Source organism: Vibrio sp. EJY3 (assembly GCF_000241385.1).
GTDB lineage: Bacteria > Pseudomonadota > Gammaproteobacteria > Enterobacterales > Vibrionaceae > Vibrio > Vibrio natriegens.
The window spans coordinates 2,325,057-2,348,000 of sequence record NC_016613.1 but is presented as its reverse complement, the minus strand read 5'-3'; the positions used below and the strand labels follow the sequence as shown (position 1 = coordinate 2,348,000).

Here is a 22,944-nt window from a genome sequence, read left to right as displayed (position 1 = left end):
CCGTGGACGTTTAATTTATTGAAGATTAAATAAATGACTGAATCTTTTGCTCAACTCTTTGAAGAGTTTCTAAACGAAACAGAATTCCAACAAGGCAGCATCGTTAAAGGTACTGTAGTAGCTATCGAGAACGGTTTCGTTCTTGTTGACGCTGGTCTTAAGTCTGAATCTGCTATCCCTGCTGAACAGTTCAAGAACGCTGCTGGCGAACTTGAAGTTGAAGTTGGCGCTGAAGTAGACGTAGCTCTAGACGCTGTTGAAGATGGTTTCGGTGAAACTCAACTTTCTCGTGAGAAAGCTAAGCGTCACGAAGCTTGGATCGTACTTGAGAAAGCTTACGAAGAAGCTGAAACTGTTGTTGGTATCATCAACGGTAAAGTTAAAGGCGGTTTCACTGTTGAACTAAACGGTATCCGTGCTTTCCTTCCTGGCTCACTAGTAGACGTACGTCCAATCCGCGACACTGCTCACCTAGAAAACAAAGAGCTAGAGTTCAAAGTTATCAAACTTGACCAAAAACGTAACAACGTAGTTGTTTCACGTCGTGCAGTTATCGAATCTGAGAACAGCGTTGAGCGTGACGAGCTTCTAGAAACTCTACAAGAAGGTTCTGAAGTTAAAGGTATCGTTAAGAACCTTACTGACTACGGTGCGTTCGTTGACCTAGGTGGCGTTGACGGTCTTCTACATATCACAGATATGGCTTGGAAGCGCGTTAAGCACCCATCTGAAATCGTTAACGTTGGTGACGAGATCCAAGTTAAAGTTCTTAAGTTCGACCGTGAGCGTACTCGCGTATCACTAGGTCTTAAGCAACTAGGCGAAGATCCATGGGTAGCAATCGCTAAGCGTTACCCAGAAGGTCACAAACTAACTGGTCGCGTAACTAACCTAACTGACTACGGCTGCTTCGTTGAAATCGAAGAAGGCGTTGAAGGTCTAGTTCACGTTTCAGAAATGGATTGGACTAACAAGAACATCCACCCATCTAAAGTTGTTAATGTTGGCGACGAAGTTGAGGTTATGGTTCTTGAAATCGACGAAGAGCGTCGTCGTATCTCTCTAGGTCTGAAACAGTGTAAAGCTAACCCATGGCAGTCATTCGCTGAAGCACAAGCTAAAGGCGACAAAGTTACTGGTAAGATCAAGTCTATCACTGACTTCGGTATCTTCATCGGTCTAGAAGGCGGCATCGACGGTCTAGTTCACCTATCTGACATTTCTTGGAATGTTGCTGGCGAAGAAGCTGTACGTGAGTACAAGAAAGGCGACGAGATCTCTGCAGTTGTTCTAGCAGTAGACGCAGAGCGTGAGCGTATCTCTCTAGGCGTTAAGCAAATGGAAAACGACCCATTCAATGCTTACGTTGCAGACAACAAGAAAGGTACTCTAGTTAACGCTACTGTAACTGCTGTTGACGCTAAAGGTGCTACTGTTGAAATCGCAGAAGGCGTTGAAGGTTACATCCGTGCTTCTGAAGTATCTCGCGATCGCGTAGAAGATGCTTCTCTAATCCTAAGCGCTGGTGATGTTGTTGAAGCTAAGTTCACAGGTGTAGACCGTAAGAACCGCGTAATCAACCTATCTATCAAAGCTAAAGACGAAGCTGAAGAGCAAGAAGCAATGGCATCTATCAACAAGCAAGATGACAATGCATTCGGTAACGCAATGGCTGACGCTTTCAAAGCAGCTAAAGGCGAATAATATACTCGCTTAAGCAAAAAAGGAGCCGCAAGGCTCCTTTTTTATATTTATTGCAATAAAAGTAGTAATACTAATATCGGTAAACTATCTTAATAAAAGACATTTCTTCAATGCATACTTTGCGTAAAAATTGTCTAGAATTACGAGCAAGTGTTTGTTGGAATTAGTATTACTTACTATAATGAGTGAGAAAGATACTCAAAGAGGGCAACTATGACTAAGTCTGAACTGATTGAAAGACTCTGCGCTGAGCAAACGCATTTATCAGCGAAAGAGGTAGAGGATGCTGTAAAAGATATTCTAGAGCACATGGCCTCTACATTAGAGAGTGGTGACCGTATCGAGATCCGCGGCTTTGGTAGTTTTTCTCTTCATTACCGTGAGCCTCGCGTAGGTCGCAACCCTAAAACTGGTGATAAAGTGGAACTAGACGGTAAATTCGTCCCACACTTCAAGCCAGGTAAAGAACTTCGTGAGCGCGTAAATATTGGCTAATGCTCTCTGATTAGTTTGAAAAAAGCGGCATACTTTTGTGTATGCCGCTTTTTTATAATATGTCCAGTAAGACCAATTCCAGTCATTATCTCATTGTTATTGCTGGTTCAAATCGCTGACAACTGCATTAGAACTTTTGTCATTAACACCGCTGGTTACTGCAAGTTCTTCCTTGTTCTAAGCGATTTCTCCTGCACAACTTTCTGATAATTAAATTATTGGTATTAGTGTCAATTATCTCAACTTGCCTTACTCTGGACGGTTTTATCGTGCCATAAGTTGAATGTTTATCTATCCAGATTGCTATTAACTTCAATTGTGTGTCTACAAACCGGGTTTCTTGAGGTTACTTGGGTATAGATTATTGCTAATATACGTGGTCTGAAGAAACATTTTACTGCATAATCTGACCTACTTACTCCTCTAAGGGTGATGTAATATGAAAATTATAAAAATCGTTGCTATTTTCGCTCTCTTTTTAATTGCACTAGCATTAGGCTCACAAAACCAAGAGGTTGTGACCTTTAACTATCTTTTAGCAAAAGGAGAGTTCCATCTATCAACGCTATTAGGCGTGGTATTTGTTGTTGGATTTGGCTTGGCCTGGGTTATCTTCGCTAGCATCCAACTAAAGACTCAACTTCAAGTTCGACGTCTTAAGAAGAAACTGAAAAAGTACGAGCCCGCTAACGCAGAAACTGCTGCTAAGCCTGCTATCGACAAACAGGCATAAGGATAAGGCTTCACTTTAATGCTTGAACTACTCTTCTTGTTATTGCCTATAGCTGCTGCGTATGGCTGGTATATGGGGCATCGCAGCGCTCAACAAGACAAGCAGAAGCAATCACATCAAATTTCTCGTCAATATATGACGGGTCTGAACTTACTGCTTTCTGATCAATCAGATAAAGCAGTAGACCACTTTATTGAATTGCTCCAAGTAGATAACGAAACCATAGATACCCACCTTGCGTTGGGTAATCTTTTTCGTTCTCGTGGAGAAGTCGACCGCGCAATTCGTATTCACCAAAATCTTATTTCCCGCTCGGGTCTGACTCTTGACCAGAAAAATCTCGCCCTTCAGCAACTTGCTAAAGACTACATGGTTTCTGGTTTTCTAGATCGTGCGGAAAAGATATTTGAACAGTTAGTCGAAGAGCCAGAACATCGAGAAGGTGCACTTCAACAGCTTGTGACCATTTACCAGCAAACGCGTGAATGGGAAAAAGCGATTCACTACGCTAACCAGCTAGCAAAAATGAGTAATAAGCGCTCTCGAATGCGAGCGAATATTGCTCACTATTGGTGTGAAATTGCCATGCTAGATCAAGCTGATGGCAATAAGAGCAAAGCGGTTCAGCATTTCAAAAAAGCACTCTCGGAAGACCCAAAATGTGTGCGTGCCAGTATTGCTTTGGGCCGTATGTATTTAGAGTCGGAAGATTACAAACAAACCATTAAATACTTAACTTCAATCCTGGAGCAAGACAAAGACTTTATTAGCGATGTTTTGCCTACGATTGCAGAGTGCTACCACCACTTAGGGCAAGAAGATGAGCTGGTGGAATTCCTTCGGGCTTGTATCGATAAGAAAGCCGGAGTGTCAGCAGAATTAATGCTGGCACAGCTGGTTGCGCATCACGAAAGTGTGGGCGCAGCACAGGAGCTGTTGACCAAGCAGCTACTGAAAAATCCGACCATGAAAGGTTTCTACCGTCTGATTGATTACCATATTGCAGAGGCGGAAGACGGTCGTGCAAAAGACAGTCTTTCAACCTTACAAGCCATGGTTGGTGAACAGCTAAAAGTGAAACCTCATTATCGATGCAGAAAATGTGGTTTTTCTACTCATTCCCTGTATTGGCATTGCCCGTCCTGTAAGGGATGGGGAACGATCAAGCCAATCCGTGGATTGGATGGTGAGTAATTTTAGTGCAGCTGGCAGGTTTTCTGTCCGCTGCATTTTTTTAGAAAAAAGAAAATTTTAGGAGATGAAATGATCGACCAAAAAGTTATTGTCGCACTGGATTATGATAACCAAGCTGATGCGCTTGCGTTTGTAGATCGCATTGATCCTGCGTCATGCCGTTTAAAAGTCGGCAAAGAGATGTTTACACTATTTGGTCCTGATTTCGTACGTGAGCTACACAAACGTGGTTTCTCTGTATTTTTGGATTTAAAATTTCACGATATCCCAAATACTTGTTCGAAAGCCGTACGTGCTGCCGCGGAACTGGGTGTTTGGATGGTGAATGTTCATGCAAGCGGCGGTGAACGTATGATGACAGCATCTCGTGAGATTCTGGAACCATATGGTAAAGATCGTCCGTTGCTGATTGGTGTAACGGTACTAACCAGCATGGAACAGAGTGATTTGGCAGGTATAGGTTTGAATGTCGCTCCTCAAGAGCAAGTGATCCGCCTTGCGACACTAACGAAAAACTCGGGTCTTGATGGCGTAGTATGTTCTGCGCAAGAAGCTTCAATGCTGAAAGGCGAGCTGGGCAAAGAGTTTAAGCTGGTGACACCTGGTATTCGTCCTGCTGGTTCTGAGCAAGGTGACCAGCGTCGTATCATGACACCAGTAGACGCGATTCAAGCGGGCTCTGACTACTTGGTTATTGGCCGTCCTATTACTCAGGCTAGTGATCCTGCTGCGGTATTGAAGTCAATCAATGACAGCTTAGCGACCATGTAATTACTAAACTCAATGATTGTATTATTGATTCCAAAGGTGGGGCAGTGATGTCCCACCTTTTTCTATTTACTCGATTGGTATTGGATCTGCTAGCCAAATTTGGAGTGTTTAGGTTTAATGCTCTACGGTCAATCGACTTTGGACTAGGGCATAACACTATGTCGGTCACAATTTCATAACATAAAGCGCTGTGATAAACAGAAAATGCAAGTGGGTGTTATTGATGGGTTGCGTTACAAATAGGTTACTAATACTATGACGGAGATGCATTTACTGCGTTGTAAGGTCTAGGATGACCTGGTGAATCTCTTTGAAATTAATGCAGAAGTTGGCAGGACGTCGCTTCGTATTATACTTTTTTACTTTCCTGTCTGCGTAGGGCTATTCTCGCAGATCTTGTGAGCTTCACTCACGGTCTTCCTTGTATCTACCTTAGATCGCAAATCATAACAAGGAAGAAAAATGACCAAGAAACTGCCATTTTCAGTATTAGCAATACTAACGGCGACCAGTTTTCAGCTGAATGCGGCTGAATTGCCAGCCAATATTAAATGGACTTCAAACAACAATGAGCCTCTGTTCGCTTCAGAAGAAGCGGTTCATGGCGGCACTTATCGCACTTATATTCAAAGCTTCCCACAAACATTACGTAGTGTTGGCCCTGATGCAAACTCAGGCTTACGCCAATACCTGATGGATGGTACGCCAAAAATGGCGCAACGCCATCCAAATACGGGCAAATGGATTCCGCAACTGGCTAAATCATGGGCGTTTGGTGAAGACAATAAAACGGTTTATTTTCAGCTAGATGAAACCGCAAAATGGTCTGATGGTGAGAAGATTACTGCCGACGATTACGTCTTTATGATGCAGTACTACACATCGAAAGACATCATTGACCCTTGGTACAATGACTTCTTTACCAACAGTATCGTGAGTGTCGAAAAGATTGATGATTACACCATCCGAGTGAACCTTGCTGTTGCTCAAAGTCATGACTCCCTGATGGTGATGATCAATATGCCTAGTAATGGCTTCCAGCCTCGTCCGAAACATTTCTTCGAAGGTGAAAAAGACGAAAATAACGATGGCATGCCAGACAACTTCGTACGCAAATACAACTTCAAAGCGGAACCAACCGCAGCCCCTTACTACTTGGATCAAATCAAAAAAGGTAAAAGCGTTACCTTTAAACATGTTGGTGAAGACTGGTGGGGTTACAACAACCGTTACTACAAGAACCGTTACAACGTAGACAAGGTACGCATTACCGTCATTCGTGACCCGGATATCGCGCTTAAGCACTTTGAAAAAGGAAATCTAGATTACTTTGAAATGGTGCTACCTAACTATTGGCACGATAAGACTAACACCGATGTTTATAAAAACGGTTATATCGAAAAATATTGGGGCTTCAACCAAGCACCGCAAGGTGCTGGTGGTGTTTGGATGAACACAGCAATGCCATTGCTTGATAACCTTGAAGTGCGTAAAGGCATCATGGTTGCGACCGATTTTGACGGTATGATTGAGAATATCATGCGCGGTGACTACTCGCGTAAGCCACATGGCCTTGGTTTTGGCCATGGTGAGTATGACGATCCGAACAATGCACCACCGAAGTTTGATGTAGCTGCAGCCGTGAAACATTTTGAGAAAGCCGGGTTTGATACTGTTGGGGCGGATGGTATTCGTGTGAACGACAAGGGCCAGCGCCTGAGCTTTGCGATTACTTATGGCTACAACTCTTGGACGCCACGAATTGCTTACCTCAAGGAGCAAGCGAAGTTGGCAGGTCTTGAATTTACCTTAAACCTGGTAGACGGTTCATCTGCGTTTAAATATATCCTGGAGAAGAAACATCAACTGGCTTTCTTGAACATGGGGTCGGGTGAGATTCCAGCATACTGGGAATACCTCCACTCAGATAATGCGAACAAACCTCAGACGAACGCACACACTAACTTCAGCAGCCCAGAGTTGGATAAGTTGATTGAGGCGTATGACTCAGAATTTGATCAGCAAAAGCGTTATGAACTGTCCCACCAGATTCAAGATTATGTAACCAAAGCAAATATTATTGTCCCTGGTTACATGGTGCCTTATTCACGTGTGGCTCATTGGCGTTGGGTGAAAATTCCAAAAGATGGCATGACAAAAGCGACAGAATGGGTCCTTCATCCAATGGATATTGGTAACTTCTGGATTGATCCTGACATGAAAAAAGAAACGGAAAAGGCGATGAACGACGGAAAAACATTCCCTGAAGTTAGCGTTGTTGATGACCGTTACAAGTTGTAGTTTTAGCTTCAACTAAAATGTAAGCCCTGTCTCAACGAGATAGGGCTTTTTACTTTTTGCTATGCGTCTTGTTATCTAACCAAATAAGAAGCTTCGAGAAGATAGGTTTTTACATCGCCTAAAGAAGAAAATGCTTGGTCGATGGCTTTGAAACGTTCATCGATAGAATCACTAGAGATGATGTTAACAAACGTTGTAATCGAGAAAGCTTCATTGGCTTTAAAAAAACGGTGCACATTTTCTAGCTGAACTTTATGAATATGCTCAACCTTATTTAGTGCATTGGTTAGGTCTGAGATTGTGATTGACATTGCTACTCTAATTCTTATTCGTGGTCGAAAATCAACCCGTTGTTGGCGGTCTACATTTTCCGCTAGAGTAGCATCAGCATGCTGAAGATGGACTGACGAAGATCAATGTGTTCTGTTCACCACGGTGTATTTAGTTAGATAATGATATTTATTCTTATTCCGTATATTTGATATTTAAATGAGTAAATAGACATTTAATCTATCTTTCATATTAATTCCAGTTACTAATGTCATCCCCATTGTTACTATATTTTTTCAACTCGATTTAATGTTGCGCCTGCATGACAAAAATATGAATGTTGGCAAGATTGTGGTCTTGGTTAGGATATTTCTACGTCACACATTTAATTTTGTTTTGTTACTAACTATTTCAGAATAACCTAGAGTAATATCACAACATAAAGTATTTAATCTGTCTCATAAGTTATATTTTGTTAATAAACTTTACATATCAATAGATTATGACTAATTTTTAAAGATGGATTTTTGGGTTTGATTTTATGAAGTACTTAGTTACTGGAGCCGCCGGTTTTATCGGTAGCGCAACGGTGAAAAAACTCAATGCTCAGGGACATGAAGTCGTCGGTATTGATAACATCAATGATTACTACGATGTCGAGCTAAAACACGCAAGGTTAAGTTTTATCAAGAATCCGTCATTTCGATTCTTACAAATTGATATTTCGAATAGGGCGGAAATGGAAGCTTTATTTGAGAAGGAGAACTTTGATCGGGTCATTCATCTTGCTGCACAGGCTGGCGTTAGATACTCACTTGAAAACCCCCACTGTTACGTTGAATCAAATGTAACCGGCTACCTAAACATACTAGAGGGTTGTCGTCAGAATAGTGTTCAGCACCTGGTGTACGCCTCTTCTAGCTCCGTTTATGGCTTGAATAGTAAAGTACCTTTTGCAACGTCTGATAGTGTCGACCATCCCGTCTCTCTATATGCCGCGACGAAAAAATCGAATGAGTTAATGGCGCATTGCTATTCTCATTTGTATCAAATTCCTACTACTGGATTACGATTTTTTACTGTTTATGGCTCTTGGGGACGTCCCGATATGGCGCCATTTATCTTCACCAAAAAGATACTTGACGGGGAATCGATAGACATTAACAACAACGGTGAGTTGTGGAGAGACTTTACACATATTATCGACATCGTTGAAGGTATCGTTCGCATAGCCGATGTCATTCCTGTCCAAAATGCTCAATGGAAAGTAGAGACAGGCTCGCCAGCGAGTAGCTCTGCGCCGTTTGCGGTTTACAATGTCGGTCACGGGTCGCCTATCAACCTGATGGACTTTATATACGGGATAGAAAATGAGCTCGGCATTGAAGCGAAAAAGAATTTTCGGGATATGCAGCCCGGTGATGTTTATCAAACGTACGCAGATACCGAAGATCTTTATGCAGTAACGGGGTACAGACCTGTGGTATCGATACAAGAAGGTATTGCAGAGTTTGTGTCCTGGTACCGAGAGTTTTATAACAAGTAAAAATAAAGTGAGGCTATAGGGCTTGTCTTTATAGCTTGCTATGACAAGGTTAGAGTGAATGTTGCCGAGTATATCAGTCGTTATTCCTGCTAAAAATGAACAAGGGAATATCGGGAAGTTAGTGAAAGAAATTCATGATAGCTTGAAGGCTTATCCAGAAGTAGAAATTGTGATTACTGACGACGGAAGCACAGATAACACAGTGCAGGAAGCCCTTGATGCTGCGCAGGAGTGTGGTTGTAACCTCCAAGTTGTTAGTCACGAGCAAAGTTGCGGACAAAGCACCGCAGTTTTGACGGCGGTTAAACACGCAAAAGGTGAGTGGATTATTACCTCTGACGCAGATGGTCAGAACGACCCGTCTGACATGCCAAGCATGTTAGAACTCGCAGCTAAAGTGACTAATCCGCATTTTTGTATTGCGGGTTACCGGGCGAAGCGCTTGGATACGGCTTGGGTTCGCTTTCAGTCCAAAGTCGCTAATAAAGTGCGTCATACTTTATTGGGTGATGGTGTGCCCGATTCCGGTTGTGGTCTCAAAGTTATTCCCAAAGCGACTTACTTACGTCTACCTTACTTTGATCATATGCATCGTTTTCTCCCTGCATTGATTAAGTCGCTTAATGGTGAAATTGTGGTTCATCAAGTCGCGCACCGAGACCGAGAAGCAGGGACGTCAAACTATAATGCCTGGAATAGAGCGTGGGTTGGTATCGTTGATTTGTTTGGTGTGATTTGGTTACAAAGACGCACTAAAAATCCACTGGTTAAAGCGGTGAGTGTTGCAGGTACAGAACAACAAGAATGAAGTGGTTGAAGCTTTTTTTATTAATTGCTGTTGGGGTTCTGATTGCGAATCAGCTTGATAATCCCGTCTTGGTGCATTTAACGGATAAAAACTGGCTAGTTGGTTATATCCAACAAAATGGTATGACGGGAGAGCTGGTGGTATTCACTTTCAGCGTTATATTTTTATCTTTAAGTGGGCCTAAGCAAGCAATCGCACTCGTGTTTGGGTATTTATATAATATAAACCTAGGCGTGGTTCTGACATTATTAGCTTGTGTTGTCGGTGCCACTTTTAATTATTATTGCGCTCGGTTTATCTTCGCCAACTGGTTATATCGTCATTTCCCTAAAAAAATGATCAAATTCAATTCATTCGCCAGCCGAAAACCATTTTATAAAATCTTGCTGTTACGTTTGTTCCCTATCGGAAATAATGTTGTCACTAACGTTTTATCGGGCAGTGTTCGAGTTCCTTTTTTTGCTTTTCTTTCTGCAAGCGTACTTGGCTACCTCCCACAAGTGATTATATTTGCATTAATGGGAGCAGGTATTCAGTCATCTAGTAATACAATGATATATCTCAGTATTTTCTTTGGTGTGGTCAGTGCGTTACTGACTGGTTTTCTGTATAGAGATCATATTAAAAGCCGCGTTGAACTATTAAATATGGAAGAGGAACTATGAATCCTGTTGTTGCGAAGTCCAGGCAAGTTTGGCAAAACGAAGACTATTATCAAACGCTCTGCTTCTTATTGATCCTCGCTATTATCATTATTTTTTCTGGAATTGGCCTACGTGATCCTTGGCCTGCAGATGAACCTCGTTTTGTCGAAGTTGCTCGTGAAATGGTTCAATCAGGTAACTGGTTTTTCCCGATGCGAGGTGGAGAGCTTTATCCGGATAAACCGCCAGTATTTATGTGGTCAATGGCGGCCTTTTATTGGCTGACTGGCAGTATAAAAGCGACCTTCATGTTGCCCAATGCGATTGTTAGCCTAGTTGCATTAATTTGTTGTTATGACATTTCGGCAAAACTGTGGAATGTGAAAACCGCTCGAAGTGTCGGCTTTTTATTACTGCTGGCTCCGCAATTTATTATCCAGTCTAAAGCGGCTCAAATTGATGCTATGGTCGCGGCTTGGATTACCATTGCGATGTATGGGCTGTTGCGACATTTCTTTGTAAAGACCAGTTGGGGATGGTACGGCGTTGCGTGGGTTTTCATGGGGTTGGGCATTATAACGAAAGGCGTTGGTTTCCTGCCTGCCTTATTCTTAGTGCCAGTTTTGTTGCTTCATTTTACAGGCAAACATCGATTCGATGATGCAGTCTCCTGGAAGCTGCTGCTTGGTCCCGTGTTTATGTTAGCAACCATTGCATGCTGGCTGTTACCTATGATTTCGATTGTTGAGATAAGCCATAACCCGGATTTTGCAGCATATAAAGACAATATCTTGTTTAAGCAAACGGGAGAGCGCTACGCAAATTCTTGGGGGCATATTAAGCCTTGGCACTATTTCGTCGTCAGTGTCATTCCGGTTATGTGGTTCCCGCTTTACTTTATCTTCTTTAACAAGAACTTCTGGAAGCAGTTACGTTTGTCGCCTGCGCTTATCAGTGTGCTGTCGTGGATTGTACTGGTCATCGTATTCTTTAGTATCAGCCCAGGGAAACGAGGTGTATACATCTTGCCAGCATTACCAATGATGGCGATTTTAGCTGGCTATGCCTTTAGCCATCAGTCTTGGCCTTCATGGACAAGTAAAGTGCTAAAAGCTCTGACACTAGTTCTTGGCGTGGTTCTTTTTGTGGGTGCAGTGCTGGTAGCGCTGGAGGTGAAAGCAATCACCAAACATTTAGACGATTATGATTCGGCATTACCTTTCGCGGCATTCTTTTTAGTCGCGGCGATAATATGGGGAATAGCTTTCTTCAAATCTCGTGCGGTTCCTGCCATTGGCGCGTTTTGGGTAGCGCTGTCACTAACATGGGTTTGGTACAGCTTTGCGGGTTACATGCTGCTCAATCCAATCCGTACGCCAGCAAAACAAATAATGCTTAATGCTCAAACAGAAATTGGTGAAGATGGTGAGCTAGGTCTTGTACAATTTAAAGAGCAGTTTCTATTATTTTCTCCAATAGATTTAACCCATTTTAGTTATCTGTCTTACCATAAAGAGCAAGAACGAAATGCTTGGATATGGATGAATGAGCAGCCGCAGAGGTTCATTTTGGCAAAAGGTGTTGATGATATGGACTGTTTCGATGTTACAAAAGCGAAGCTTCTGGGTACTGGTCATCGCCAAGACTGGATCTTACTTGATGAAACAAGCGTACTTGATACTTGTGAGCCACCTAAAACCATCAAACGTTATGAGTTACATGTCGTCGAGCCTTACTCATGATAGGTAGTCGGTATATATAGGAAAGGGGAGCAATACGCTCCCCTTTTTTGGCTTTAACTAAACACTTACAGTTGTTGCGCGATGTTGTCTGTAAGGTTTTCCAGTCCGGCCGAAAGTGCGCCTACCAGAGCATCGTAACCTTCATCCTGTAGAGGCATTAGGATTTTGACTGGAGAACGATGTTGCACTTTGCCATTAGCATCAATCAACATCCATTCGCCTTCAAGCTCGGCGTTACCTTGGTAATTTCCATTGAACTTACTCAAACTTAGCTGGAGCTTATTTTCGCTACTTTGATCTATGAGGCTATGTACTTTAACTGGCCAATAATGGCTTTGCTTGTGGCGCAGGTCGTCAATGATTCGCTGAGTTATTTGCTCTGAAATGCTTTGCGCCCATTGGTTGTGTTTAGCCTGAATAATTTGTGATTCAGAAGTACGATACACTATGCCACTATTATTGAGATAGCTGGCCAGCTCAACTGGGCGAACAATCAAAAGAGGGCGTTCAGCCACTGCCGCGCTACTCAACGTTTGAGACTCTACTTTCGGTAACAGATACATCGAACTGGTTGGTTCTGGTGCGCTGCTACAACCTGCTAATAGTGCAGAAACTAAAAGAAATACACGCTTCATTATTTTTGCCCTCTGACAGGTACCGGATCACTGGTTTCTTCTTCTCCAAACACGAGTGAGTTTGGTTTTTCATTAAGTTGTTTGAGTACCGGTTTAAACTCGGTCATTACGCTTTCAAGTTCTTTCAGCGTAGATTCCATTTCGCTGTACATGGTTGAGTTAGGACCGTAACTATCGAGTGTTTTTTGCAGCTGCTGCAGGCTCTGGCGAATATCCGCAGGGATCTGCTGAGTATCGTTCTGGCTTAACAATTTATCGATACTGTTTGCAACACGCTCTGCCGAAGCCAAAGTACGTTCTGAAGTCTTCAGCGTTTCATTTAACGAGTTTAGCGTGTCTTCCATTGGTAACTTGTTGAGCTTATCAAGGAAATCATTCACTTGCTTTTGAACCTGGGCAAATCCGCCACGCATGGTGGGGAAGACCTCTAAGCCCAAAAACTCGTCTGGTACGTATTTCTCGGCATCTGGGTAGAAATCAGTATCGATGTAAAGAGCTCCAGTAATTAAGCTACCGGTTTTCAACGTACCACGAAGGCCTTTGGCAAACTCTAGTTTTAATTTCTCGCTGTAGTCAGACATCGAATCCGTGTGGAAGTGCTCGAACAGGCGGCCTAATTCGATACGCACCAATACCGGAATTCTTTTGACTGAAAAACTTTCTTCTTGAGTCGGGAAGCGCAGTGGTACTCTCATGACGGTACCAATTCGCAGACCTCGGTACTCGACAGGTGCTTTCGCTTTTAGACCACGGACGGATTCATCAAACAACATAACAAATTCAATGTACTCGTCGTACATGCCTTCACGAAGCTGTTTAGCATCATCGTATAAGCGAAAACTTGCCATTTCTTCCGTGAGTGGCTCACCTGAGTCCATACCGGGAATGGAGTCGAAAGTTACGCCACCTGTCAGTAAGCTTTCAAGAGAGCCGAATTTTAATTCAAAGCCCTCGGTATTGAGTTGTAAATCGACGCCGGAATTGAGCCAAAACTTGGTGCGCGTACGAACTAGATTGTCATAAGGCTTAAAGATAAAGAGTTGATAAAGTGCCTGACGGGAATCAACATCAAAACTGGTTTTCTCTACGCGCCCAACGGTAAAACCTTTAAAGATAACCGGATCGCCAACCCCCAGCTTTCCTGCTTCACGGTGAGTTAAGACCAGTCTCAATCCTTCAGCATCGGGAGCTGCAACGGGCGGAACATCTAGTACCGTGAACTTTTCTTTCTCTTCATCTGACTTACCAGGCTGTAGCTGAATGTAAGCGCCAGAAAGTAAGGTTTCTAGTCCAGAAACGCCTTCACGGCCAATGCGAGGTTTGACGACCCAAAACATGGTGTCGTCTCTCAGCATACGCGCCGCGTCTTTGTTCATCTGCGCTTTAGCGATGATGTGATCATAATCTTCGCTGAGTGTGACTTCGGTAATAACGCCCACTTTTACGTTAAGCGCTCTTATCTCCGTCTTGCCTGCTTCAATGCCATCGGCTGTCGGTAGCTGCAATGTGATTTGTGGGCCGGTACTGTTGATGTATTGAAACAGCATCCACGCCCCCATAACTAGCGCAAGGATTGGAACAATCCAAATAGCAGAAACCTGCTTTTGCGGTTTTATTTGAGCGGTTGTGTTGTTCTCATCACTCATATTTGGCTTTCTCTTTTAAGTCAGGCATCGGCTCTTGCACATCATTCTGTGGCGATTGCCACAATAAGCGTGAGTCAAAAATCATGGCAGAGAGCATGGTGAAAATAACCACTGCAGCAAATGACAACGCAGCAGGGCCGGGATAAATCGCCATCAGGTTTTGCAACTGAACCAGTGCAACCAAAATAGCGACGACAAAAATATCAATCATTGACCAGCGGCCAATAAATTCAGTTAAGCGATATATCTTTAAGCGTGAAATACTTTCTTCCGGAGGAAGGTATCGCGCTTTCTGAGCTTGAATATACAACCACGCCAGAGCGAACATTTTCGCCATCGGAATGAAAACACTAGCAAAGAAAATTACCATAGCGATTGGGTAGGAGCCCAAGTGCCAGAGCAAAATGACCCCTTCCATAATGGTAGAGCCTTCTGAATGCCCAAGGCTAACGGTGTACATCATCGGGTAGAGGTTCGCAGGGATATAAAAAACTATCGACGCAAAAAGCAGAGCCCACGCTTTTTGTAAGTTGTCGGTAGGGTTGTATCTGTGAAGCGGGCTTTTGCAGCGAATGCAGGCTTTATCTTCGATACGGTTTATCTGATGACAAGTATGGCAGCCAATATGATTGTGATTGTGGTGGGTATCACCTTCTGCTACTCCAGGCGCCTCTACGGCAGGAATAAAGTGACCCCATAACCAGCTTCTATCGACCATCGAAATGCACTTTACGACTAAAACAGTGTAAACGCAGAAAGCCCAGAAAGAGGTTCCCATACCGATATCGGCGAGAGAAGCAATTTTGATCAAGCTAACCAGTACACCAATCAAAAAGACATCCACCATCAGCCAGGGCTCGACCTTAAACAGAATACGGCACAAGACCTTTGTCATCCTCTGCTGCTTTTTAGAGGGGGAGTGTTTGAGTGTTTTCAGTGCCTCAAGATGGAGGAAAAGAATCAAGCCTACGTAGATGGTTGGCAGAACAACAACCGTTGCTAACAGCAGTACGCCAAGTAGAACATTTTTGAATTCGGCCAGCATTTTGGCTGCGTGCAGTAACGTGATCTCTTGAGATAAGCCTTGCACACTGAAAGACATAAATGGAAACGAAACGCTGAGTACCAACATAATCAAACATGCCGACGAGATAGCAATGACACTTTGATACGGTTTCGCATTCACTTTAGTGAGTGAATGTGAACAGCGTGGGCACTGTGCTTTTTGCCCCTGTTCTATCTCAGGAATACGGACAACAAGACCACATTCTTCACATGCTATTAACTGACTTGAGTTTGGTTGAGTGCTCATGGAATAGGATTGTAAATCATTTGCCCGAAAGAATACTCTGTTTTACAGCAGATACTTATATAAGGCAAAGATTTTAACACAAATTCTACTTGCATTTTAGTGACTAATTGGTGTAGATGATTTCTAGAATGACATTTATTTTGTGCGCAAATAAATTGAGCGCAAAATAGGGGGGAGCTCAAGGTTAACCTTTTTATGAAAGGGGTTACCTGTCGAATGGCTAACCCTATCTCAGTTGGTGGAATAGAAATCCTGCTCCCAATTAAGGAGCAGGTATTGTTACCTTATTTAACGGTAGTGCTTTCAAACGCATTAGCGCCGATTTGCTTACCATTCAGCGTTTTCCCGTAGTAGCCTTGGTGCTGGTGGTACTTTTCAGCGTTCGCGGCAACACTGCCTTTAAAGCGAGGATCTTGAGGGCGCTCGTGACTATTGACGTACGCGGCTACATCCCATGCTTCTTGCTCTGTCAACTGCACACTTTTGCCAAGCGGCATATTCTCGTAAATAAAGTAAACTGCGGTGTTGATACGGTGCATGCCTGCGCCCCAGTTATATGCGTTTGCCCCCCAAAGAGGTGGGATGTAAGAGTTACCATCGCTGCCTTTGATACCTGAGCCATCAACGCTGTGGCAGGTTTCACAGTTCTTTGCGTAAACCAATGCGCCTCGCTCTGGTGATGGGGTTTGCTCTGGTGCCGGTATTTTCGGGTAACCGCGTCCGGCAAGGTTGCCGCGTTCTTCCACTGGTAACGCCTGAGCAATGGCTTTTGGCAGTGGGAAATCTGGCGCTTTCCCGCCCGTTTGCAATGTTTTAGCGTCTATCTCAGGAATTGGTTCATCGCTCATGCCATACTGGTCCAGCAAGCCACCCATGGCAAGCCAGTAGGCGTAAGAACTCAGCGCGATAATCTCTGGTGAATCATAAGCTGGTGCTTTACCGTTCATGGAATATTCGAAGCAGCCTTGAATGCGATCGGCGTAACTGTTGACGCGATCGTTTTTCTTACGATAAGCAGGGTAAGCCATGTAAGCTGCCCACAAAGGTGCCGCATTGGCTTTGCGTCCGGCTTCCATATGGCAGTTCACACAGTTTTGCTCATTGCCTACGTACGTTCCGCGCATCTGTTGCGAGTTCACAAACAACGAATAGCCACGTTTTACTTGCTCGCCAAACTCTGTGTTGGCAATGGTGCTGAGATCGCGTGGCTTGAGGTATTTATTGTGGCTTTCTTTTTCAACCGCTGGCAGTTCTTTTTGGCGATCGGGCAGTTGGTCATTTGCTATTGCAGCAGAAACCACAGGCAACACGAATAAAGAATAGAAAAGTTTCATGTTTGCTCCTAATAACGCAGTGAGGCAAAGTAGTAGGAAAGGTTTTCGATCTCTTTATCGGTGAGATTCTTCGCGATGGTGCTCATCATATTGAGCGGGTCACCACTGCGAGTTCCGTTTTTCCAAGCCAATAATTGTGCTTTTAAATAATCGGCGTGCTGACTGGCGAGACGAGGGAACTTATCGACCCCCATACCGCTGGCACCATGGCAAGTTGCACAGGCTGGAATGTTGCGGTCCCAGTCTCCCTGGAAAATTAACTTGCGATAAGGGCTGAGAATGTTGGCTTGGTCGCCGCGTTTCTCTGGGTTTGTGAACTCATAGCTTGGTAAGTTTGCGTAGTATTCGAGTACTTCTTTGCGAACGCTCGGATCGCTCACTTCTTGAGCCATACCTTGCATTACTGCATTTTGTCGCTCACCGCTAAGGAATAGCTCTATTTGAGAATTGAGGTAATTAGCACTTAAACCGGCAATCATAGGGGCGATATTGGCCTGGCCCATACCATCCTGACCATGGCAACCGCTACATACACCAGCTTTTTCAGGAATAGACGAGGCGCTTACGCTCATTGTGGTTGCCAGCAAACTGGCTGCGACCACTGAAAGAACTTTTGACATGCTGACTCACTTTGTCTTTTTAGAATCGCAATATTGTCTTCCTTGTCAATAAGTGACGGTATTGTGGATTTCCACATATTTGACGCTGAGAACATGCGAGGGCTGCCCCAAAAGGACAGCCCCGAAGGTTAAGCTTTGACTATCTTAGCTGGCAGGGATTGACGTGCCGCCGCGCCGACCACCCAATCCAATAACACGCCTTTTCCTTCTCGGGTTGGATCTATCAAGCCAATGTCATTGATGTTGACGCCATCCTGACGGCGAGTTTTCACTGGCTGCTGCTTATCGCCAATCCAGTGCGCGCGTTGTCCTAACTCGGTATGACCAAATCCATGTTCAAAGCCGAGAGTTCCCGGACGAATGCCGCTAACTACCATCGCGAACGCTTTGGTGCTTGCCGACGGGGTTTCGATAATAAACTCATCGCCGGTTTCAAGACCTGCTCGCTCGGCATCGATAGGGTGGATGTACACAGGGTTAACCCCTTTGATCGAGTTCAATCTTGGCGATAAATTTGACACCGCACTGTGAATGTTGGACTTAAAATTCGTCAGGCTAAAAGGCCACTTAGAACTCGGGTATTTTTCCTCCAAAGGCGTACCGTCCGCCAGTTTCTGCGGATGCCATGTCGGACACCCGGAATAGAAATTGCCCGTCATGGTGTTTCTTGCGCTACCAACACGCTCGTTCCATATCGCAACTGGACGCGTCCACTTGTGTTTCATTTGCTCATCTTGATAGGCTTCTGTCGTGTTTTCGAATCGGCCACCACGAGCAAAAATAAAGCCTACGCGTTTCATCTCCTCTGGGGTGAGTGTTTTTTGCATGGCTGGCATCAAACGCTCTAAGCCCGACCATGCAATATCCTCTGCCGACACTTCGGGAACGCCGCCTTTCACATAAGCCAAGTTTGCCGCAGAGAGTAGGTAGAAATCTTCTGCGCTATGGAGAGCGTGCCAGTTACCTTGAGCGTCCGGAATTGCTTTGTCACCAAATCCGCCCAGTTGCATTTTCTTAGCGACATCAATCAAAAAGTTCTCTAAGCAAATTGAGCGGCCGTCGGAAGTTTTATCGGTTCTTGCCTCCACAATCGGCCAGCGAGCAGTCACGGTTTTCACGGGTACGCCATGCCAAGGTGTTGCTATACCCCAGCTTTCATAGGTGACGGTGTCTGGCACAATGTAATCCGACAACGAGGTGGTTTCGTTGATGAACGCATCGACGGAGACAATTAAACCAAGCTGTTTTGGATCTTTTAACTTGTCTTCCAGCAATGTTTTTAAACCTGGGACGCCATACATTGGGTTCGCCATATGATTGACCCAGGCTTTTACTCGGTATGGGTAGCCATCGATGGCTGCCGACAAGTGCTCTGTAAGCAGTGGTGACGCAAATGGATACCAAGGCGCGCGTGTTGGGTATGGGGATTCACCAGCTTCAACGCGACGTTTGTATTCGCTGGTCTTGTGATACGGGAATTTACTGCGAGAGAGAAAGACGCCCTTCGGACCGACTTTGCCTTGAAATTGGGTGAAGTCATAGCGTGGACCATTGGCGGAGGTTGGATAGCCACCCGCTTTCGCCATCGCGCCGCCTTTCATGTTGATATTACCAATCAGTGCGTTGAGCATCATGATGGTAAACGCATTGTAGAAACCATTCGTGTGCATGTTGCCACCGTGGGTGTCGACGACTGCTTTTGTACCGTGACTGGTAAATCGCGTTGCTAATTCCACAATTTGTTCGACAGGGATTTCACACTGCTGACTGTAAAACTCCAGGTTGTATTTAAACGCTTCTTCTTTGAGTCTTTGCAGCGACGACTTTACCCGAACATCACCCGATGTGAGTGTCACGGTTTTATCGACAAACAGTTCTGCTTCATCGGACTGAGTATGAACACTCAATTCACCGCTCTGGGCATCGACAATGACATATGGGTCTGAGTCAGAAAGCACATCGCCATCGAATGGCAGGTTGAGATCGGACGCACGTAAAAACGTCCCGTTCCTAGGGTGCTGCTCATCGCTGATCACCAGATGAGTGGCATTGCACCAGTGCGCGGTGCCTGCGCGTTTCATTGCGTTTGCGCCTGGCTGGGCTAAGAAGGTTTTATTGTAGCGTTGGTTTTCCAAGATCCACTGGATCATACCTAGCACAAGGGCAGAATCGGTTCCGGGTTTAATCGGAATCCAGTGGTTGTTGTCACCCGCCGCTAGGCTTGACGAACCCGCAGGTAAGCTTGGCGTGATGATGTTGTACTCCAGTTTACCGTTGGTCCGCGCATTGGCGAGTTGCCGAGCCTGACGCTTAAATGGATTACCAGCTTGAGCGGGTGACATACCGATGAAGATAATGTATTCCGCGTTGTCAAAGTCTGGTTTCAAATGCGCGTACTTATCTAAATCATTCATGAATGCGCCGCTGCCAGCGCGAAATGCATAGCCGCAGTATGAACCGTGGTGACCGAAGTTACGCGTGCCATAACTGTTGAAAGCGAAACGCTTAAAGATGTCGTCCCGGCCTTCGTTGCCGGCATTTGTCATTAACAGTTGGTTGGCTTTGGGGCCATATTCTGGATTATCAGGATCGACTGGTGTCTTTATATCTCGAATTGCACGCAAGCCATCGACATGACCTTCACCAAACAAATCACCGCCTTCGACGACTTCTTCAATCAACTTATCGTAGCTAATCGGAGTCCATTTTCCTTCGCCTCGCTTTCCTGCTCGTTTAAGTGGTTGGGTAATGCGGTACGGACTGTTACGAATCTCTAGCATGCCATTGCCACGAGCACATGCAGTCGATCGACCTTCAAGACCTGCTTCTCCCGCCAAACTTAAATAGGCGTCTTTGACTGGCGTTTCGAAGGGAATATGTTGCTGTTGAGAGAGTGGGTGATATGGGTTGCCACTGATACGCAAAATTTCGTCAGTACGGTTGTCAACGCGTACGCGTAATCCACACAGTGACCAGCAGCCAAAACACATTGACGGCGCAATGCGCTGATTTGAATTCGGGATCAGATTGCCATTGTCGCTAGCTGTGTATTCAGGTTCCAGAGAGTTGCCGTGGTGACTATCCCGAGCCTTTTTACCCGCAGTGCCTTCAAGCGCACCTTCTACCATATGTTTAGTGGTGGTGGCATAACCTGCAGCGAATGCGCCAAGCCCACCAACGGCAAGCCCTGATTTCAAAAACTGACGGCGTTTGTTATCCATAATGAAATCCTCTTTGATTAGCGTTCGGTTAAGGTGAGTGAAGTCGTTTTTCTATGGGTGTTTTGTTTGGACTGAACCAGTTCTGAGCCGAGTAAGGCCAGCGCTAGCCACAACCCGAACATGCCAATAATGCCGAGCCAGCCATTTCCATCCATAGTTAATTGGTACGGATACAGACCTGCATCGAATTTGGCGATGGTCTGCACTTCCATGATGGTGAACCAGCGAACCAGCCACGCGCTTGCAAGTGAGGTTAATGACATGCAAGACAACCCAAAGATGCGACAAAAGTGAGAAGATGTGGACGTTTTACTGTCTCTCAACGTAATGAACGCGAGCAACATACTGCCTAAAATTATCAAGGTGATCAGGGCAATGTTTTGTACCCATTGGTCGCTTGAATAAAGTGAGAATGTCGAGTTATTGGATGCCCAAATTGGCATGAGAATCAGGGTTAAGCCTCCGCTCATTAGCACAGACTTTTTCATTAAATTGGTATCGCCTGAGGATAGGCTTTTTGAGTGGTTTGGTAGTAGTAGCCAGATCAGCAGAGCAAAACCAACTGCGCCCATAAATGCAGTGACGAACCAAAGAATAGGCGAAGCAGGTTGATGCCATAAAGAGCGTGACTGAACGACGGCGATTTCTGCACCCGTATAGAGTGCGATGGTTAAGCCAGAAAACACGGTGATCATAGATATCATCAGCATGGCTTTACGGGAGATTTGCCACTCACCAAACGATAACTTCGATAATAAAGGCAGTATTTTCCCCGGTTGCTCACGCAAATTGGTCAGATCCTGACGCAGGTACAGCCAGGCTGTCATCACAGCTAGACCAGAAAATACGGGCAGGAACAGCGAGCCTAAAGACATCCACGACCACGGGGTGAAATGCGCGTAAAAATGCCAAGCGCGCCCCGGCTGGTGTAGATCGCCCGTTAACGCCAACGGTCCCACGATAGCGCCTATGGCCAAGGTTAGTACCAATGCAGCGCGCAGCCGGTGGCTGGTGTATTGTTCAAACAGTAAAGCAATCAAAAACAGAATGGCTGCCGCATAAGCAGAACCGATATAGAAGAAATACTGCACTGCCCACGGGAGCCAGGCCATCGCTTGAGGTTGGACTAACACTTCGGTGATGTTCATGCGTGTTCTCCTTGTGGATCGTAAATCGCTGGCTGTCCGTTTATATGGTCGGTAAAACGTTCATCCATGCCGATATAAAAAACGTGCGGTTTGGTGCTTTGTTTGGGCTTGAGCACTTTGATGTCGTTTTGATGTTCTGCAATTAAGCGGCGGATTTCACTTGATGGGTCATTCAAATCTCCAATCACGCGAGCACCGCCCACACAGGTCTCCACGCAAGCTGGCAATAACCCTTTTTCTAATCGATGTGCGCAGAAGGTGCATTTGTCAGCAGTAAGTGTGTCTTCATTGATAAAACGAGCATCATAAGGGCAAGCTTGTACACAATACGCACAGGCGACGCAGCGGTTGTTGTCCACCATAACGATTCCATCTTCGCGCTGAAAAGTCGCCTGAACGGGACAAACTGCCACGCATGGCGGGTTGTCACAGTGGTTACAAAGGCGAGGGAGCATAAAGGCTTTAGACTCTTGAGTGGCGGTAGAACCATTATCGAGTGACACCTCGTATTGTTTTACCGTGGTTCGGAACTGTCCAATAGGCGCTTGGTTTTCGATACTGCAACCAACCGTACAAGCTTGGCAGCCGACGCATTTGCGTAAATCAATCACCATAGCGTAACGTTTCCCGACGTGTCCTTTTCGGTCGGGGGAGTTGTTATTTCGAATGACATTACCCGCCGTGGCAGTGCCAATACCTGCAATTGGGATCAGCGCGGCACCGGCTGTGACAGCGCTGAGAAAGCGACGTTTGGTGGAATCCATAACTCACCTGCTTAGTTGAATTTGAACTGACTGATTCCATTGTGAGAAATGCGCTG

At 45.0% G+C, this 22,944-nt stretch carries 19 protein-coding genes; 10 read left to right on the top strand and 9 right to left on the bottom strand.

Annotated elements, in window-relative coordinates; translation table 11 throughout:
* Window positions 1-33: 33 nt before the first annotated feature.
* From rpsA to VEJY3_RS10580, 6 genes are all read left to right on the top strand, one after another.
* Window positions 34-1,704, top strand: coding sequence for a 30S ribosomal protein S1 (gene rpsA, locus VEJY3_RS10605; RefSeq protein ID WP_014232467.1), 1,671 nt, complete (start codon window positions 34-36; stop codon window positions 1,702-1,704).
* 213 nt (window positions 1,705-1,917) lie between these two features.
* Complete coding sequence (ihfB, locus tag VEJY3_RS10600) at window positions 1,918-2,199, top strand: integration host factor subunit beta (RefSeq protein ID WP_014232466.1); 282 nt, start codon at window positions 1,918-1,920, stop codon at window positions 2,197-2,199.
* Between the two features lie 439 nt (window positions 2,200-2,638).
* Window positions 2,639-2,932 carry a LapA family protein gene (locus tag VEJY3_RS10595; RefSeq protein ID WP_014232465.1) on the top strand — a complete coding sequence of 98 codons (294 nt, stop codon included), beginning with the start codon at window positions 2,639-2,641 and terminating at the stop codon, window positions 2,930-2,932.
* Between the two features lie 18 nt (window positions 2,933-2,950).
* On the top strand, window positions 2,951-4,126 hold the full coding sequence (gene lapB, locus VEJY3_RS10590; RefSeq protein ID WP_014232464.1) for a lipopolysaccharide assembly protein LapB: 1,176 nt from the start codon (window positions 2,951-2,953) through the stop codon (window positions 4,124-4,126).
* Window positions 4,127-4,195: 69 nt separating this feature from the next.
* Entirely contained in the window at window positions 4,196-4,897 is a 702-nt protein-coding gene (pyrF, locus tag VEJY3_RS10585) for an orotidine-5'-phosphate decarboxylase (RefSeq protein ID WP_014232463.1), read from the top strand.
* 462 nt (window positions 4,898-5,359) lie between these two features.
* Window positions 5,360-7,198, top strand: a complete 1,839-nt coding sequence (locus VEJY3_RS10580) for an extracellular solute-binding protein (protein ID WP_014232462.1) — start codon at window positions 5,360-5,362, stop codon at window positions 7,196-7,198.
* Window positions 7,199-7,269: 71 nt separating this feature from the next.
* On the opposite strand, the gene VEJY3_RS10575 is transcribed toward VEJY3_RS10580, so the two are convergent.
* On the bottom strand, window positions 7,270-7,509 hold the full coding sequence (locus VEJY3_RS10575; RefSeq protein ID WP_014232461.1) for a hypothetical protein: 240 nt from the start codon (window positions 7,507-7,509) through the stop codon (window positions 7,270-7,272).
* 500 nt (window positions 7,510-8,009) lie between these two features.
* On the opposite strand from VEJY3_RS10575, the gene VEJY3_RS10570 reads away from it, so the two are divergent.
* Genes VEJY3_RS10570 through VEJY3_RS10555 form a run of 4 tightly spaced genes read left to right on the top strand, consistent with a single transcriptional unit; the run spans window position 8,010 to window position 12,208 of the window.
* Entirely contained in the window at window positions 8,010-9,014 is a 1,005-nt protein-coding gene (locus tag VEJY3_RS10570; RefSeq protein ID WP_014232460.1) for an NAD-dependent epimerase, read from the top strand.
* A 58-nt stretch (window positions 9,015-9,072) separates the two neighbouring features.
* Window positions 9,073-9,822 (top strand): glycosyltransferase family 2 protein, encoded by a 750-nt coding sequence (locus VEJY3_RS10565; protein WP_014232459.1) that lies wholly within the window; start codon window positions 9,073-9,075, stop codon window positions 9,820-9,822.
* Window positions 9,819-10,487 (top strand): TVP38/TMEM64 family protein, encoded by a 669-nt coding sequence (locus VEJY3_RS10560; RefSeq protein WP_014232458.1) that lies wholly within the window; start codon window positions 9,819-9,821, stop codon window positions 10,485-10,487. Before VEJY3_RS10565 ends, VEJY3_RS10560 begins: the two co-directional genes overlap by 4 nt.
* Window positions 10,484-12,208, top strand: a complete 1,725-nt coding sequence (locus tag VEJY3_RS10555) for a glycosyltransferase family 39 protein (protein ID WP_014232457.1) — start codon at window positions 10,484-10,486, stop codon at window positions 12,206-12,208. The genes VEJY3_RS10560 and VEJY3_RS10555 overlap by 4 nt, the downstream gene beginning before the upstream one ends.
* Before the next feature lie 65 nt (window positions 12,209-12,273).
* Here VEJY3_RS10555 and VEJY3_RS10550 read toward each other — a convergent pair whose 3' ends face one another.
* From VEJY3_RS10550 to dsrO, 8 genes are all read right to left on the bottom strand, one after another.
* Window positions 12,274-12,843, bottom strand: a complete 570-nt coding sequence (locus VEJY3_RS10550; RefSeq protein WP_014232456.1) for a membrane integrity-associated transporter subunit PqiC — start codon at window positions 12,841-12,843, stop codon at window positions 12,274-12,276.
* Window positions 12,843-14,489 (bottom strand): intermembrane transport protein PqiB, encoded by a 1,647-nt coding sequence (gene pqiB, locus VEJY3_RS10545; protein ID WP_014232455.1) that lies wholly within the window; start codon window positions 14,487-14,489, stop codon window positions 12,843-12,845. Before pqiB ends, VEJY3_RS10550 begins: the two co-directional genes overlap by 1 nt.
* On the bottom strand, window positions 14,482-15,801 hold the full coding sequence (locus VEJY3_RS10540; RefSeq protein WP_014232454.1) for a paraquat-inducible protein A: 1,320 nt from the start codon (window positions 15,799-15,801) through the stop codon (window positions 14,482-14,484). Before VEJY3_RS10540 ends, pqiB begins: the two co-directional genes overlap by 8 nt.
* A 284-nt stretch (window positions 15,802-16,085) precedes the next feature.
* Window positions 16,086-17,135, bottom strand: coding sequence for a c-type cytochrome (locus VEJY3_RS10535; RefSeq protein WP_014232453.1), 1,050 nt, complete (start codon window positions 17,133-17,135; stop codon window positions 16,086-16,088).
* Between the two features lie 8 nt (window positions 17,136-17,143).
* Complete coding sequence (locus tag VEJY3_RS10530) at window positions 17,144-17,707, bottom strand: c-type cytochrome (RefSeq protein WP_374953217.1); 564 nt, start codon at window positions 17,705-17,707, stop codon at window positions 17,144-17,146.
* A 176-nt stretch (window positions 17,708-17,883) separates the two neighbouring features.
* Window positions 17,884-20,976: a tetrathionate reductase subunit A gene (locus tag VEJY3_RS10525; protein ID WP_014232451.1), complete on the bottom strand. Its 3,093-nt coding sequence runs from the start codon at window positions 20,974-20,976 to the stop codon at window positions 17,884-17,886.
* 17 nt (window positions 20,977-20,993) lie between these two features.
* Window positions 20,994-22,124 carry an NrfD/PsrC family molybdoenzyme membrane anchor subunit gene (nrfD, locus tag VEJY3_RS10520; RefSeq protein WP_014232450.1) on the bottom strand — a complete coding sequence of 377 codons (1,131 nt, stop codon included), beginning with the start codon at window positions 22,122-22,124 and terminating at the stop codon, window positions 20,994-20,996.
* Window positions 22,121-22,888, bottom strand: a complete 768-nt coding sequence (gene dsrO / locus VEJY3_RS10515) for a sulfate reduction electron transfer complex DsrMKJOP subunit DsrO (protein WP_014232449.1) — start codon at window positions 22,886-22,888, stop codon at window positions 22,121-22,123. Before dsrO ends, nrfD begins: the two co-directional genes overlap by 4 nt.
* Window positions 22,889-22,944: the final 56 nt, after the last annotated feature.

Bases quoted from the DNA above. Each gene is read 5' to 3' on its own strand.
- VEJY3_RS10580 (WP_014232462.1), top strand. From the start codon at position 5,360: ATGACCAAGAAACTGCCATTTTCAGTATTAGCAATACTAACGGCGACC.
- lapB (WP_014232464.1), top strand. From the start codon at position 2,951: ATGCTTGAACTACTCTTCTTGTTATTGCCTATAGCTGCTGCGTATGGC.
- nrfD (WP_014232450.1), bottom strand. From the start codon at position 22,124: ATGAACATCACCGAAGTGTTAGTCCAACCTCAAGCGATGGCCTGGCTC.
- VEJY3_RS10560 (WP_014232458.1), top strand. From the start codon at position 9,819: ATGAAGTGGTTGAAGCTTTTTTTATTAATTGCTGTTGGGGTTCTGATT.
- VEJY3_RS10550 (WP_014232456.1), bottom strand. From the start codon at position 12,843: ATGAAGCGTGTATTTCTTTTAGTTTCTGCACTATTAGCAGGTTGTAGC.
- VEJY3_RS10570 (WP_014232460.1), top strand. From the start codon at position 8,010: ATGAAGTACTTAGTTACTGGAGCCGCCGGTTTTATCGGTAGCGCAACG.
- VEJY3_RS10540 (WP_014232454.1), bottom strand. From the start codon at position 15,801: ATGAGCACTCAACCAAACTCAAGTCAGTTAATAGCATGTGAAGAATGT.
- VEJY3_RS10530 (WP_374953217.1), bottom strand. From the start codon at position 17,707: ATGAGCGTAAGCGCCTCGTCTATTCCTGAAAAAGCTGGTGTATGTAGC.
- dsrO (WP_014232449.1), bottom strand. From the start codon at position 22,888: ATGGATTCCACCAAACGTCGCTTTCTCAGCGCTGTCACAGCCGGTGCC.
- rpsA (WP_014232467.1), top strand. From the start codon at position 34: ATGACTGAATCTTTTGCTCAACTCTTTGAAGAGTTTCTAAACGAAACA.
- VEJY3_RS10595 (WP_014232465.1), top strand. From the start codon at position 2,639: ATGAAAATTATAAAAATCGTTGCTATTTTCGCTCTCTTTTTAATTGCA.
- VEJY3_RS10525 (WP_014232451.1), bottom strand. From the start codon at position 20,976: ATGGATAACAAACGCCGTCAGTTTTTGAAATCAGGGCTTGCCGTTGGT.
- pyrF (WP_014232463.1), top strand. From the start codon at position 4,196: ATGATCGACCAAAAAGTTATTGTCGCACTGGATTATGATAACCAAGCT.
- pqiB (WP_014232455.1), bottom strand. From the start codon at position 14,489: ATGAGTGATGAGAACAACACAACCGCTCAAATAAAACCGCAAAAGCAG.
- VEJY3_RS10565 (WP_014232459.1), top strand. From the start codon at position 9,073: ATGTTGCCGAGTATATCAGTCGTTATTCCTGCTAAAAATGAACAAGGG.
- VEJY3_RS10535 (WP_014232453.1), bottom strand. From the start codon at position 17,135: ATGAAACTTTTCTATTCTTTATTCGTGTTGCCTGTGGTTTCTGCTGCA.
- VEJY3_RS10575 (WP_014232461.1), bottom strand. From the start codon at position 7,509: ATGTCAATCACAATCTCAGACCTAACCAATGCACTAAATAAGGTTGAG.
- VEJY3_RS10555 (WP_014232457.1), top strand. From the start codon at position 10,484: ATGAATCCTGTTGTTGCGAAGTCCAGGCAAGTTTGGCAAAACGAAGAC.
- ihfB (WP_014232466.1), top strand. From the start codon at position 1,918: ATGACTAAGTCTGAACTGATTGAAAGACTCTGCGCTGAGCAAACGCAT.